The following is a 13,466-nucleotide window of genomic DNA, read 5'->3' as shown; positions in this document are numbered from 1 at the left end:
GCGGGCTTGCCCGCGAAGGCGGCGTGTCAGTCGATGAAACCGCTGGCTGACCCACCGCTATCGCAGGCAAGCCAGCTCCCACATTGGTTTTACAGCGTTGCGAAGAACGCGGTTACAACCCGATCCGTGTGGGAGCGGGCTTGCCCGCGAAGGCGGTGGATCAGTTGATGAAAGTGCTGGCTGACCCACCGCTATCGCAGGCAAGCCAGCTCCCACATTGGTTTTACAGCGTTGCGAAGAATGCGGTCACAACCCGATCCGTGTGGGAGCGGGCTTGCCCGCGAAGGCGGTGGATCAGTTGATGAAAGTGCTGGCTGACCCACCGCTATCGCAGGCAAGCCAGCTGCCACATCTGAACGTCGCCAGTTTCTAGAACGGGACGTCGCCCAAAATCGTCGCCCGGTGCATCACCCGCCGTTGCGGCCGGTAGTCGTCCACCGCGTAATGCTGGGTCACGCGGTTGTCCCAGAACGCCACGTCGTTTTCCTGCCAGCGCCAGCGGATGGTGAACTCCGGGCGGGTGGCGTGGGCGAACAGCAGTTTGAGGATCGCCTCGCTTTCCGCCGGTTCCAGTTCATTGATGCGAGTGGTGAACCCTTCGCTGACAAACAACGATTTACGCCCGCTCACCGGATGCGTACGCACCACCGGGTGGGACAGCGGTGGGTTCTTCTTGCGGGTTTCTTCCCAGCGCGCCAGGTCTTCGGCGCTGTTGCCAAAGCGCTCCAGCGGGAAGGATTTGGTGAAGTCGTGGGTCGCGGTCAGCCCGTCGAGCAAGACCTTCAACGGTTGCGACAGGGCCTCATACGCCGCAATCCCACTGGCCCATAACGTGTCGCCGCCAAACGCCGGCAGCAGCTTGGCGCTGAGTACCGCGCCGAGCGCCGGAGTGGGCAGGAAGGTCACGTCGGTGTGCCACACGGCGTTGTCGCGCACGTCGGTGACGGCGGTGTCGAGGATCAGTACTTCAGGTTGCTCCGGCACGTTGGGGTAGATCGGGTGAATGTGCAGGTCGCCGAAATTCGCCGCGAACCGCGCTTGCTGTTGCGGGGTGATGGCTTGGCCGCGGAAGAACAGCACCGAATGCGTGAGCAACGCCTGTTCGATGGCGTCGCGCTGTTCGAGGTTCAGCGGTTGAGTGATATCGACGCCACTGATCTGGGCGCCGAGGGCGATGCTTAATGGGGTAACGGTCAGGCTGCTCATGCTGTTCTCACTCAATGTGCCTGGCCATGCCACGGCACCAGTTTACGCTGCAGGGCACGCAGGCCCATTTCCATGGCGAAGGCGATCAGGGCGATGACCAGGATGCCCAGCACCACCACGTCGGTGACCAGAAACTGCGCCGCCGACTGCACCATGAAGCCCAGGCCGCTAGTGGCCGCGATCAGCTCGGCGGCGACCAGCGTGGACCAGCCCACACCCAGGCCGATACGCACGCCGGTGAGGATGTCGGGCAGGGCGCTGGGCAGGATCACGTGGCGAATCAGCTGGGCACGGGTTGCGCCCAGCGACTGCGCTGCCCGCAGCTTGGCCGGGTCGACCGTGCGTACGCCGGTGGCAGTCGCGATGGCAATCGGGGCAAAGATCGCCAGGTAAATCAGCAGCACCTTGGACAGCTCGCCAATGCCGCACCAGATCACGATCAACGGCAGGTAGGCCAGTGGCGGGATCGGCCGGTAGAACTCGATCAGCGGGTCGAGAATGCCCCGGGCGATACGGTTGGAGCCGATGGCAATGCCCACCGGCACGGCGGTCAGCACCGCGAAGCCAAGACCCAGGCCGATACGGCTGAGGCTCGCGCCCAGGTGCTGCCACAAGGTGGAGTCCATATAGCCGCTGGTCGCCAGCAGCCAGCCTTTTTGCAGCACGGCGGACGGCGGCGGCAGGAACAGCGGTTCGATCAGGCCGCTGGCGGTCACGGCCCACCAGAGAGTGAGCAGGGCGATCAGGGTCAGCACGCTGATCCAGCGGGTGCTCAAGCTGCGGCGCAGCGGGATAGCCGTTTGCGCCAGTGGCTTGGCGGCGAGTTCGTAGCTGCTCATGCGGACACCTGCCGTTGCGAGAACACTTTGCCCAGCACGTGCTCGCGGGTTTCGATAAAGCGTGGGTCGGACTTGATCGCCCGCGCCGATTCACCGGCGGCGTAGCGTTGGCCGAAGTCCAGGCGCAGGCGTTCGACGATCTGGCCGGGGTTGGGCGCCAGCAGGATCAGGTCAGTGGCGAGGAACACCGCTTCTTCGATGTCGTGGGTAATCAAGAACACCGGCTTGGCCGTGCGCCGCCAGACCTGTAGCAGCAGCTCTTGCATCTGTTCGCGGGTGAACGCATCAAGGGCGCCGAAAGGTTCGTCCATCAGCAACACACGTGGGTCGGCGGCGAGCGCGCGGGCCAGGCCGACACGCTGCTTCTGGCCGCCGGACAGCTGCCAGATGCGGCGGCTGTCAAAGCCGGCCAGGTCCACCAGCGCGAGCATTTCCCGGGCGCGCACTTCACGTTGCGCCTTGGGCACACCGGCCAACTCCAGGCCGAAGCCGACGTTGGCCAGCACGTTCTGCCAGGGCAGCAGGGCGTCGTCCTGGAACACCACGCCGCGTTCGGCGCTGGGGCCTTTGACCGGCACGCCATCCAGGCTGATGCGCCCGGCGGACGGTTCGACAAAGCCGGCAATCAGGTTCAACAGCGAAGTCTTGCCACTGCCGGACGGGCCGAGGGCCACCAGCAATTGCTGGGGCCCCAGGTCGATTGAAATGTCAGACAGTACCGGGTGTGTGGCGCCTGGGTACTGTGCGCTGATGCGCTCCAGTTGTAGCAAGGCCATCGCAATGAACTCCCTGAATCAGTTGGTGATGAACTTGGCGCTGACGTACGGGGCGTAGTCCGGCAGTACGGCGTCGACCTTGCCTTGCTCCTTGAGGAACGCAGCGGTATCGGTCACGGCCTTGGTGGTCGGCGCGCCCAGCAGCGTCACCTGGTCGGCCGCCAGCGGGTAGACGTTGCCTTGCAGCAGCAGCGGGATGTCGCTGGCCTTGGCGCCGGAGAGTTTCACCAGCTTGTCGACGTTGCCTTTGTCGGCGAGCCAGGCTTGTGGGTCTTTGCGGTAGGCGGCGTAGGCATCCAGAGTGACTTTGGCGAAGGCTGTGACGATTTCCGGGTGCTTGGCGGCGAAATCCTTACGCACGATCCAGGCATCGAAGGTCGGTGCGCCAAACTTGGCCAGTTCGCCGGAGGTGATCAGCACCTTGCCGTTTTCCTTGGCCACGCCCAGGGCTGGGTCCCACACGTAGGTGGCGTCGATGTCACCACGCTTCCAGGCAGCGATGATCGCCGGTGGCGCGAGGTTGAGGATGGTCACTTTCGCCGGGTCGATGTTCCAGTGCTTCAGCGCGGCCAGCAGGCTGTAGTGGCCGGTGGACACGAAGGGCACGGCGATTTTTTTGCCGATCAGGTCCTGGGGGCTGTTGATCCCCGAACCATTGCGCGCCACCAGGGCTTCGGCGCCGCCGATCTGGGTGGCGACGAGGAAGGTTTCCACCGGCACTTTGCGGGTGATGGCGGCGGTCAGCGGGCTGGAACCGAGGTAGCCGATCTGCACGTCGCCGGAGGCGATGGCGGCGATGATGTCGGCGCCATTGTCGAACTTGCGCCAGTCGATCTTGGCGTTGGTGGCTTTTTCGTACGCACCGTCGGCCTGGGCGACTTTGGCCGGGTCCACGGTGGTTTGGTACGCGATGGTCACATCCGCCGCCTGGGCAAACAGGCTGGCGCCGGCCAGGGACAGTGCGGCCAACAGGCGCAGAGGGGTCAATAGTTTCAAGGGGAAGCTCCTCAATCAGGCGGCCGAGGATCGGCGTGTGAGGAGACTAAATGATCTAAGAATCCGAAAATAAATAACATTTTCGAATTAGCTTATGAGGAGAAGCGCGGAGCTCGACCTTCAGGCTGGCACAAGCAAATGTGGGAGCTGGCTTGCCTGCGATAGCGGTGGGTCAGTCGCACAGGTGCCAACTGATACAGCGCTATCGCAGGCAAGCCAGCTCCCACAGGGGCCCGCGTGGAGCCTTAGTTACTGATTGCCAGGATGCTGGCCTGGTACGACCCGACAAACACATCGAAATCGCCCACTTCGTTCTGCTCCAGCTCTGCCTGCTGTGCCAGCGACGTGCGCGCCAGTTCTTCAAAGTGTGCTTGCTCTGCGGCCGGCAGCGGTTCGCTGCGGAAATGCTCGGCATGCACCTGGCTCTGGTGCAGGGAAAACTGCGCAAAGCTCTCTTTACGCTCGGCCATCGCCGCCAACACCTGGGCCGACGGGGTCAGGGACGGGTCCTGGACCTTCGCCAACTGGGCGTCCAGCGCCTGGCTGTGCTCGTTGATGCCGTGGCTCTGATCCAGCAGCGCGGCCAACGGGGCGATCTTCTCCAGCAGCTCGGTGGCCCATTCTTTCATGTCCACCGGCGCACCTTCACGCTGCAATTGCAGGCCCGGACGGCGACCTTCCTTGACCACGCTGAGGAAGTTGGACGTGGCGTTGCCACACTCGTTGCTGGCGAACAGCGGGCTGTCGTTCAGCGCGCAGTACAGCAGGAATGCGTCGAGGAAACGCGACTCCGGCAGGTCGATGCCCATCGGCAGGAACGGGTTGATGTCCAGGCAACGCACTTCGATGTACTGGATGCCACGGGCCATCAGTGCCTGGATCGGCCGCTCGCCGGTGTAGGTCACACGTTTTGGGCGGATGTTGGAGTAGTACTCGTTTTCGATCTGCAGGATGTTGGTGTTGAGCTGGACCCACTCACCGTCCTTGTGCGTGCCGATTTCGACGTAGGGCGGGTAGGGCGTTGCCACCGCTTCGCGCAGGCTGTCGGTGTAGCTGTTCAAATCGTTGTAGCACGGCGTGAGGCCGGCCTGGGCGTTGCTCTGGTAACCCAGGTCGCTCATGCGCAGGCTGGTGGCGTAGGGCAGGTACAGGGTGTCGGCGTCCAGCACTTCGAGCTGGTGCGAGCGACCGCGCAGGAAACCGGCGTCCAGGGCCGGCGACGCGCCGAACAGGTACATCAACAGCCAGCTGTAGCGCCGGAAATTACGGATCAGCGCGATGTAGGCCGTGGACTGGTAATCGCGGTCGGTGCCGACAAATCCTTCAGCCTCCTTGAGCAACGGCCACAACTGTTCCGGCAGGGAAAAATTGTAGTGGATACCGGCGATGCACTGCATGGTCTTGCCGTAGCGCAGGGCCAGGCCCTTGCGATACACGTACTTGAGCTGTCCGATATTGGAGGTGCCGTAGTAGGCAATCGGAATGTCTTCTTCGGCCGGCAACGGGCACGGCATCGAAGGGCTCCACAGGTATTCGCTGCCGAGCTTGGTGTAGGCGAAGCGGTGGATCTTGTCCAGGCTGCTCAGGGTATCGGCCGGGTCTGGCAGGGCGGGAGTGATGAACTCCAGCAGCGATTCCGAGTAGTCGGTGGTGATCTGTTCATGGGTCAGCGCGGCGCCCAGGGCTTCGGGGTGCGGCGTTTGTGCCAGGCGACCCTCGCCGGTGACGCGTAGGCATTCACGCTCGATGCCGTGCAGGCACTGCTCCAGCAGGGAGAGGTGTTCGCGCTTGCCGAGCAGAGCCAGGCGGCGGTTGAGAAGTTCGCTCAAGTTGGATTCCTTCACGCGTCAGTCGCCCCAATATGGGGGTGGGCAAGACGGTCTACAAGGGTGAAGTTAAAACTGGCGTTATCGCCTGGTCTAGAGTCGATTTGACCCGCTCTGAAAAAGCCGACTTCACTCCATGAATTTGGCTATAGCGCAGCAAGAAAATTCCGACGCTGTTTAGTGCAGCGCCGAAATTAACTCAAATCGAGGGTGGGGAGCTATAGGACAGCGAAGGTGCCCTGTGCTTTTGCGACAAGTCTGTCGCTCTGGTACACATCCGCTTCGACCACCAACGTGCGTCGGCCGGCATGAATCACCCGGCTGGTGCACAGCACCTCACCGTCTTCGACGGCGCGGATGTAGTTGATCTTGCACTCAATGGTCGCGCTCTGCTGGTCGAAACCATGGCTGCTGGAACAGGCCAGCCCCATGGTGATGTCCACCAGGCTGAAAATCGCCCCGCCGTGGAGCTTGCCCGCGCGGTTGCGCAGGTGCGGCTCCAGGGTCAGGGCCACCTCGGCAACGCCCTCTTCAAGGCGTTGCAGGCGGCAGCCGATCAGTTCGCTGAAGGCGCTCTGGGTCAACCCGGGCGGGATTTGCATCAACGTTTCTTCAACTGCTTGGCGTTGGCGAACAGCGAGGCCATGGCGTTGTTGCTTGGCGCGGCGGTGGCGGTTTCCTTGCGTGGTGCGCTGTTTTGAGACTGGCGTGGCGCCGAGCCTGGGCGGGCGCCACGGGCACCGTCGATTTTTTCGCCAGGGGTGTCGCTCATGCGCATCGACAGGCCGACGCGTTTGCGCGGGATGTCGACTTCCATGACCTTGACCTTGACCACGTCACCGGCTTTTACCGCTTCGCGTGGGTCCTTGATGAACTTCTCCGAAAGCGCAGAGATATGCACCAAACCGTCCTGATGCACGCCGATGTCCACGAAGGCACCGAAGTTGGTCACGTTGGTGACGACGCCTTCGAGGATCATGCCCAGCTCCAGGTCCTTGAGGTCTTCGACGCCGTCCTGGAACTCGGCGGTCTTGAACTCGGGGCGTGGGTCGCGGCCAGGTTTTTCCAGCTCTTGCAGGATGTCGGTGATGGTCGGTACGCCGAAGGTTTCATCGGTGTACTTCTTCGGGTCCAGGCGCTTGAGGAACGCGGCGTCGCCGATCAGCGAGCGGATGTCGCGGTCGGTCTCGGCAGCGATGCGTTGCACCAGCGGGTAGGCTTCCGGGTGGACGGCGGAGGAATCCAGCGGGTTGTCGCCGTTCATTACGCGTAGGAAACCAGCGGCTTGCTCGAAGGTTTTCTCGCCCAGGCGTGCGACTTTTTTCAGCGCGGCGCGGGTTTTGAACGCGCCGTTTTCGTCACGGTGGGTGACGATGTTCTGCGCCAGGGTCGCGTTGAGGCCGGAAATACGCGCCAGCAGGGCTACGGAGGCGGTGTTCACGTCCACGCCCACGGCGTTTACGCAGTCTTCCACCACCGCATCCAGGCCGCGTGCCAATTTGAGCTGCGACACGTCGTGCTGGTACTGGCCGACGCCGATGGATTTAGGGTCGATCTTCACCAGTTCGGCCAGCGGGTCCTGCAAACGGCGAGCGATCGACACCGCGCCACGGATCGACACGTCGAGGTCCGGGAATTCCTTGGAGGCCAGTTCCGACGCCGAGTACACCGATGCGCCGGCTTCGGAGACCATGACCTTGGTCATCTTCATGGCTGGGTATTTTTTGATCAGTTCGGCGGCCAGCTTGTCGGTTTCGCGGCTGGCGGTGCCGTTGCCGATGGCGATCAGGTCTACCGCGTGCTTGGCGCACAGCGCGGCCAGGATCGCGAGGGTCTGGTCCCACTTGTTGTGCGGCACGTGCGGGTACACGGTGGCGTGGTCCAGCAGCTTGCCGGTGGAGTCGACCACCGCGACCTTGCAGCCGGTACGCAGGCCCGGGTCGAGGCCCAGTGTGGCACGCGGGCCGGCCGGGGCGGCCAGCAGCAGGTCGTGCAGGTTGTGGGCGAACACGTTGATCGCCTCGGTTTCCGCGCCGTCGCGCAGTTCGCCGAGCAGGTCGGTTTCGAGGTGGGTGTAGAGCTTGACCTTCCAGGTCCAGCGCACGACTTCACCGAGCCACTTGTCCGCAGGACGATTCTGATTCTGGATGCCGAATTGTTGACCGATCATGCCTTCGCACGGGTGCATGGTGCCCGGCAGCTCGTCGCCGACTTTCAGCGCGGAGCTGAGAATGCCTTCGTTGCGGCCGCGGAAAATGGCGAGCGCACGGTGGGACGGCATGCTCTTGAGCGGTTCGTCGTGTTCGAAGTAGTCGCGGAACTTGGCGCCTTCTTCCTCTTTGCCGGCGATGACGCGGGCGCTGAGGATCGCTTCCTGCTTGAGGTAGGTGCGCAGTTTTTCCAGCAGGCTGGCGTCTTCGGCGAAGCGCTCCATGAGGATGTACTTGGCGCCTTCGAGGGCGGCCTTGACGTCGGCGACGCCTTTTTCGGCATTGATGAAGCGTGCGGCTTCGGTGTCCGGGGTCAGTGTCGGGTCGTTGAACAGGCCGTCGGCCAGTTCGCCCAGGCCGGCTTCCAAGGCGATCTGGCCCTTGGTGCGACGCTTCTGCTTGTACGGCAGGTAGAGGTCTTCGAGGCGGGTCTTGGTGTCGGCGAGCTTGATGTCGCGCTCCAGCTGCGGGGTCAGCTTGCCCTGTTCCTCGATGCTGGCGAGGATGCTGATGCGCCGTTCGTCGAGTTCTCGCAGGTAGCGCAGGCGCTCTTCCAGGTGACGCAGTTGGGTGTCGTCGAGGCTGCCGGTCACTTCTTTACGGTAACGGGCGATGAAGGGCACGGTGGAGCCCTCATCCAGTAGAGCGACGGCCGCTTCGACCTGTTGTGGGCGTACGCCGAGTTCCTCGGCGATGCGGCTGTTGATGCTGTCCATAAAACCACCTGAAATTCTGAAAAGCAGCTCGCAGGCCCGGAAAACAAGGCCCGGCAAGGCTGGTTGAGCGGCCCGACTGGCGCCGCTACCTGGGTCAAGAGGCAGCCTATTGACCCTCGAAATCGAAAAAATCACGACAAGCGGGTAAAAAAAGCCTGGCAGTAAACGGTAACGATCTGACGTTGCCCTGCACAAAGGCGCCGCATTATAACCAGCGTTCTGCCCTTGGGGGGTACTGCGCCTGGAGGTTGCAGGGCGCGGGTTCGCTGTCGGTAGAGGAAAAATCTGCTAACAATGCACACGGTGCGTATAACGGCAGCTAGGCCATAATGCGCGCCGAGATAAGAGGAGCATCCAATGAGCAGCACTGCACAAACTGCTGAAGGCGAAAAAATTCTCATCGTTGACGACGATCCGGGGCTGAGCAGCCTGCTGGAGCGTTTCTTCAACTCCAAGGGCTATCGTGCCCGCGCGGTGCCGAACACCGAGCAGATGGACCGCCTGTTGGGGCGTGAAGTATTCAACCTGGTCGTGCTCGACCTGATGTTGCCCGGCGAAGACGGCCTGACCGCCTGCAAACGCCTGCGCAGCGCGAACAATCAGATTCCTATCATCATGCTGACCGCCAAGGGCGATGAGCTGAGCCGCATCAAGGGCCTCGAACTGGGCGCCGATGACTATTTGGCCAAGCCGTTCAACCCCGACGAGCTGATGGCGCGGGTCAAGGCCGTATTGCGTCGCCAGGCTCCGCCGGTTCCAGGCGCGCCGGGCAGTGAAGACGAAAGCGTCACCTTTGGCGACTATGAACTGTCGCTGGCCACCCGTGAGCTCAAGCGTGGCGATGAAGTGCACATGCTGACCACCGGCGAGTTCGCCGTGCTCAAGGCGCTGGTGATGAACGCGCGCCAACCGCTGACCCGCGACAAGCTGATGAACCTGGCTCGTGGCCGAGAATGGGACGCCCTGGAGCGCTCCATCGATGTGCAGATCTCCCGTCTGCGTCGGATGATCGAGCCGGACCCGTCCAAGCCGCGATACATCCAGACGGTGTGGGGCGTGGGATATGTGTTTGTGCCGGATGGCACTGCAACCAAGTGACCGATGATTTGCAGGGGCGGGCATCCTGGCGTTCGGCTTCATGAGAGTCGACGGGGTGCCCGGCGTCTGCAATTCTGCGAGCGCCGCTCGTTCCTGCAAGGTATCTAGCTGTTTCCTATGAAAACCCCGCTGTGGTTCCCGCAAAGTTTCTTCTCCCGCACCCTTTGGCTGGTGCTGATCGTCGTTCTGTTTTCCAAGGCGCTCACGCTGGTTTATCTGTTGATGAACGAAGACGTGCTAGTGGACCGACAATACAGCCACGGGGTGGCCCTGACGCTGCGCGCCTACTGGGCCGCCGACCCCGAGAACCGCGAGAAGATCGCCAAGGCTGCCACTCTGGTCCGTGTGGCGGGCGCAGGTGTGCCCGAGGGCGAGCAGCACTGGCCCTACAGTGAGATCTACCAGCGCCAGATGCAGGCCGAACTGGGTGATGACACCGAGGTGCGGCTGCGCATGCATGTATCGCCGGCGTTATGGGTGAGGGCGCCGAGCCTGGGTGAGGATTGGCTGAAAGTGCCGCTGTATCCGCATCCGCTGCGGGGGCAGAAGATCTGGAACGTGCTGGGCTGGTTCCTGGCGATCGGGCTGCTTTCAACCGCGTCTGCGTGGATTTTCGTGCGCCAGCTCAACCAGCCGCTCAAACGCCTGGTGTTTGCCGCCCGGCAACTGGGCCAGGGGCGCAGTGTGCGCCTGCCGGTCAGCGACACGCCCAGTGAGATGACCGAGGTCTACAGCGCGTTCAACCAGATGGCGGAGGATGTCGAACAGGCTGGGCGCGAACGCGAGCTGATGCTGGCGGGGGTGTCCCATGACCTGCGTACGCCGCTGACGCGATTGCGGCTGTCACTGGAGCTGATGGGCAACCATAACGACCTGACCGATGACATGGTCCGTGACATCGAAGACATGGACGCGATTCTCGACCAGTTCCTGGCGTTTATCCGGGATGGCCGTGATGAAGTGTTGGAGGAGGTCGACCTGACGGATCTGGTACGTGAAGTCGTGGCGCCCTATAACCAGAATGGCGAACAGGTCCGCATGCGCCTTGAGCCGATCCAGCCGTTTGCGTTGCGCCGGGTGTCGATGAAGCGCCTGTTGAACAACCTGATCGGCAACGCCTTGCATCACGCGGGTTCGGATGTGGAAGTGGCGGCGTACGTTTCCGGCGACAGCGCGGCGCCTTACGTGGTGCTGAGTGTGATGGACCGGGGAGCGGGCATCGACCCGGACGAGTTGGAAGGCATTTTCAACCCGTTCACCCGTGGCGACCGTGCCCGCGGTGGCAAAGGCACTGGCCTGGGGCTGGCGATTGTGCGGCGGATTGCTTCGATGCATGGCGGCAATGTTGAGTTGCGCAACCGTGAAGAGGGTGGCCTGGAAGCGCGGGTGCGCTTGCCGTTGGGGCTGATGTTGCCCCGGGATGCGGTCTAGGCAGCAACACCATTCAAATGTGGGAGCGGGCTTGCTCGCGAATGCGATAGATCAGCCAATACATGTGCAAGCTGATCCACCGCATTCGCGAGCAAGCCCGCTCCCACACAAGCCCGCTTCCACATTGGTTTGCGGCGTTTCAACCGTCGTATTTGATCAGCCCTTGCCCTTGGTCCGCGTCATGTTCGGGCCACTATTCTTCTCCAGGTGCTGAATGATGATCCCCGCCACGTCCTTGCCCGTGGTGGTCTCGATCCCTTCCAACCCTGGGGATGAATTTACCTCCATCACCAGTGGCCCGTGGTTGGAGCGCAATATATCCACACCCGCCACGCTCAACCCCATGACCTTGGCAGCCCGCAGCGCAGTCATGCGTTCTTCCGGAGTGATCTTGATCAGGCTGGCACTGCCGCCACGGTGCAGGTTGGAACGGAACTCACCCGGTTTGGCCTGGCGCTTCATCGCCGCAATCACCTTGTCGCCGACCACGAAGCAGCGAATATCCGCACCGCCGGCTTCCTTGATGTATTCCTGCACCATGATGTTCTGCTTGAGGCCCATGAAGGCTTCGATCACCGACTCGGCCGCCGTTGCGGTTTCACACAGCACCACGCCGATACCCTGAGTGCCTTCCAATACCTTGATCACCAGCGGCGCGCCGTTGACCATTTCGATCAGGTCGGGGATGTCGTCGGGGGAGTGGGCAAAGCCGGTGACCGGCAGGCCGATGCCCCGGCGCGAGAGCAATTGCAGTGAACGCAGCTTGTCGCGCGAGCGCGCTATGGCGACCGATTCATTGAGGGGGAACACCCCCATCATTTCAAACTGGCGCAACACTGCGCAGCCATAGAACGTCACCGATGCGCCAATGCGCGGGATCACCGCATCAAAACCCTCCAGCGGCTTGCCCCGGTAGTGGATCTGCGGCTTGTGGCTGGCAATGTTCATATAGGCACGCAACGTGTCGATCACCACCATTTCGTGGCCACGTTCGGTGCCGGCCTCAACCAGGCGGCGGGTGGAATACAGACGCGGGTTTCGCGACAGCACAGCAATCTTCATGCAGCACCTGGGGCAGAAATAGTAGAGACCGGGAACACCGGCTTGTCTTGAACGTACTTGACGCTTGGATTGACCACCAACTGGCCGTCAATCAGCGCCTTGGAACCGAGCAACAGGCGGTAACGCATGGCTTTACGGCAGGCCAGGGTGAACTCCACCCGCCAGACCCGATCACCCAGTGCCAGGGTGGTGCTGATCACATAGCGCACCTGCGCATGACCGTTGGAGCTCTTGATGGTTTTCATCGTCACCAGCGGCGCTTCGCAGCGGCGGTGACGCAGTTGCACCACACTGCCCAGGTGCGCGGTAAAGCGCACCCACTGCTCACCGTCGCGCTCAAACGGCTCGATGTCGGTGGCGTGCAGGCTTGAGGTGCTGGCGCCGGTGTCGATCTTTGCGCGCAGGCCTGCCACTCCCAGGTCGGGAAGTGCCACCCACTCACGCAGACCGACAACGGTCAAATGGTCAAATGTCTTCAATATGGGTAACCGATCGATTCGCCCAGGCATGAGGGGAAACCTCAGCCAAGGCTTTGAATGCGGGCTTGGCGAACCAATATCCCTGCATCAGAAATATTCCACAGTCGGAAAGGAAGTCACGCTCGCCGGCACTTTCGATGCCTTCGGCGATGACAGTAACCCCCAACTGCTCACAGATTGTGACAATCCCCCGGACGATCACCTGACGGACACGGTCCTGATCGACATCGCGAATCAACGCCATGTCGAGTTTGATCAGGTCAGGTTGGAAATCGGCCAGCAGATTCAGCCCCGAATAGCCCGCACCGAAATCGTCAATGGCGGTCTTGAAGCCGAATTCGCGGTATTCACGCAGAATATTCGTCAAATGGCGATAGTTATCTACATGCTCGCTTTCCAGCGTCTCGAAAACCAGCCGATCCAGCGGGAAATTATGCGCACGTGCGGCCTCCAGGGTGCTGCGAATACACAGCTCCGGGCGATAGACGGCGTTAGGCATGAAGTTGATCGAAAGGTGTGTTTGCATCCCCAGGGCCGCGGCGCCGGCAATGGCCTGGGTCCGGCAACGCTGGTCGAAGCGGTAGCGGTTGGTCTCGTTGACTTGCTCCAGCACCGAAAGCGCACCTTCACCATTAACCCCGCGCACCAGCGCTTCGTTGGCGAAAACCGAGCGGTCGCGAAGGTCGACAATCGGTTGGTAGGCGAAGGAAAAATCGAAGCCCAGGGGCTCGCTTTCCTGGCAACCCGTGCAGCGCTGGTTGGGCGAGGTGAGTGAAATGGGGAAATCGGTCACGGCATAATCCTCGCAATACAGGTTGCTACCTGGC

The 13,466-nt window shown here is 62.1% G+C and carries 12 protein-coding genes; 2 read left to right on the top strand and 10 right to left on the bottom strand.

The features are described 5' to 3' along the window. Positions 1–369: 369 nt before the first annotated feature. From tauD to OPU96_RS23950, 7 genes are all read right to left on the bottom strand, one after another. On the bottom strand, positions 370–1,206 hold the full coding sequence (gene tauD, locus OPU96_RS23980; RefSeq protein WP_498559813.1) for a taurine dioxygenase: 837 nt from the start codon (positions 1,204–1,206) through the stop codon (positions 370–372). An 11-nt stretch (positions 1,207–1,217) separates the two neighbouring features. After that, positions 1,218–2,045, bottom strand: coding sequence for a taurine ABC transporter permease TauC (gene tauC / locus OPU96_RS23975; RefSeq protein WP_226456716.1), 828 nt, complete (start codon positions 2,043–2,045; stop codon positions 1,218–1,220). After that, positions 2,042–2,821, bottom strand: coding sequence for a taurine ABC transporter ATP-binding subunit (gene tauB / locus OPU96_RS23970; protein WP_226456717.1), 780 nt, complete (start codon positions 2,819–2,821; stop codon positions 2,042–2,044). Before tauB ends, tauC begins: the two co-directional genes overlap by 4 nt. A gap of 18 nt (positions 2,822–2,839) precedes the next feature. After that, positions 2,840–3,817 (bottom strand): taurine ABC transporter substrate-binding protein, encoded by a 978-nt coding sequence (gene tauA / locus OPU96_RS23965; protein ID WP_498559812.1) that lies wholly within the window; start codon positions 3,815–3,817, stop codon positions 2,840–2,842. Between the two features lie 245 nt (positions 3,818–4,062). Next, the gene (gshA, locus tag OPU96_RS23960) at positions 4,063–5,646 is read right to left on the bottom strand and encodes a glutamate--cysteine ligase (RefSeq protein WP_305391868.1); all 1,584 of its coding nucleotides are present in this window, start codon (positions 5,644–5,646) and stop codon (positions 4,063–4,065) included. Between the two features lie 215 nt (positions 5,647–5,861). Next, positions 5,862–6,245, bottom strand: coding sequence for a PaaI family thioesterase (locus tag OPU96_RS23955; RefSeq protein ID WP_305391869.1), 384 nt, complete (start codon positions 6,243–6,245; stop codon positions 5,862–5,864). Then, a complete protein-coding gene (locus OPU96_RS23950) occupies positions 6,245–8,569 on the bottom strand; it encodes a Tex family protein (protein WP_498559811.1) in 2,325 nt (774 codons plus the stop codon). Before OPU96_RS23950 ends, OPU96_RS23955 begins: the two co-directional genes overlap by 1 nt. Positions 8,570–8,926: 357 nt before the next feature. Between OPU96_RS23950 and ompR the strand changes: the two genes are divergently transcribed. After that, positions 8,927–9,667, top strand: a complete 741-nt coding sequence (ompR, locus tag OPU96_RS23945; RefSeq protein WP_017737550.1) for an osmolarity response regulator transcription factor OmpR — start codon at positions 8,927–8,929, stop codon at positions 9,665–9,667. A 117-nt stretch (positions 9,668–9,784) separates the two neighbouring features. Then, complete coding sequence (locus OPU96_RS23940; RefSeq protein WP_192298471.1) at positions 9,785–11,098, top strand: ATP-binding protein; 1,314 nt, start codon at positions 9,785–9,787, stop codon at positions 11,096–11,098. Positions 11,099–11,254: 156 nt separating this feature from the next. Here the strand turns inward: OPU96_RS23940 and rimK are convergent, their stop codons facing one another. The 3 genes from rimK to rimA are packed head-to-tail and all read right to left on the bottom strand — an operon-like array spanning position 11,255 to position 13,432. Continuing rightward, positions 11,255–12,160, bottom strand: a complete 906-nt coding sequence (gene rimK / locus OPU96_RS23935) for a 30S ribosomal protein S6--L-glutamate ligase (RefSeq protein WP_122718247.1) — start codon at positions 12,158–12,160, stop codon at positions 11,255–11,257. Further along, a complete protein-coding gene (gene rimB / locus OPU96_RS23930; RefSeq protein ID WP_225595425.1) occupies positions 12,157–12,639 on the bottom strand; it encodes a retropepsin-like aspartic endopeptidase RimB in 483 nt (160 codons plus the stop codon). The genes rimK and rimB overlap by 4 nt, the downstream gene beginning before the upstream one ends. Next, positions 12,626–13,432, bottom strand: a complete 807-nt coding sequence (gene rimA, locus OPU96_RS23925; RefSeq protein WP_498559810.1) for a S6 modification regulatory phosphodiesterase RimA — start codon at positions 13,430–13,432, stop codon at positions 12,626–12,628. The genes rimB and rimA overlap by 14 nt, the downstream gene beginning before the upstream one ends. Positions 13,433–13,466: the final 34 nt, after the last annotated feature.

This window comes from Pseudomonas sp. RP-B7, assembly GCF_059803535.1.
This window is presented reverse-complemented; position numbering and strand designations above follow the sequence as displayed.

What these genes read in the sequence shown, in the direction of transcription:
- tauD (WP_498559813.1), bottom strand. Translation starts at nt 1,206, where the DNA reads ATGAGCAGCCTGACCGTTACCCCATTAAGCATCGCCCTCGGCGCCCAG.
- tauC (WP_226456716.1), bottom strand. Translation starts at nt 2,045, where the DNA reads ATGAGCAGCTACGAACTCGCCGCCAAGCCACTGGCGCAAACGGCTATC.
- tauB (WP_226456717.1), bottom strand. Translation starts at nt 2,821, where the DNA reads ATGGCCTTGCTACAACTGGAGCGCATCAGCGCACAGTACCCAGGCGCC.
- OPU96_RS23955 (WP_305391869.1), bottom strand. Translation starts at nt 6,245, where the DNA reads ATGCAAATCCCGCCCGGGTTGACCCAGAGCGCCTTCAGCGAACTGATC.
- OPU96_RS23950 (WP_498559811.1), bottom strand. Translation starts at nt 8,569, where the DNA reads ATGGACAGCATCAACAGCCGCATCGCCGAGGAACTCGGCGTACGCCCA.
- ompR (WP_017737550.1), top strand. Translation starts at nt 8,927, where the DNA reads ATGAGCAGCACTGCACAAACTGCTGAAGGCGAAAAAATTCTCATCGTT.
- OPU96_RS23940 (WP_192298471.1), top strand. Translation starts at nt 9,785, where the DNA reads ATGAAAACCCCGCTGTGGTTCCCGCAAAGTTTCTTCTCCCGCACCCTT.
- rimK (WP_122718247.1), bottom strand. Translation starts at nt 12,160, where the DNA reads ATGAAGATTGCTGTGCTGTCGCGAAACCCGCGTCTGTATTCCACCCGC.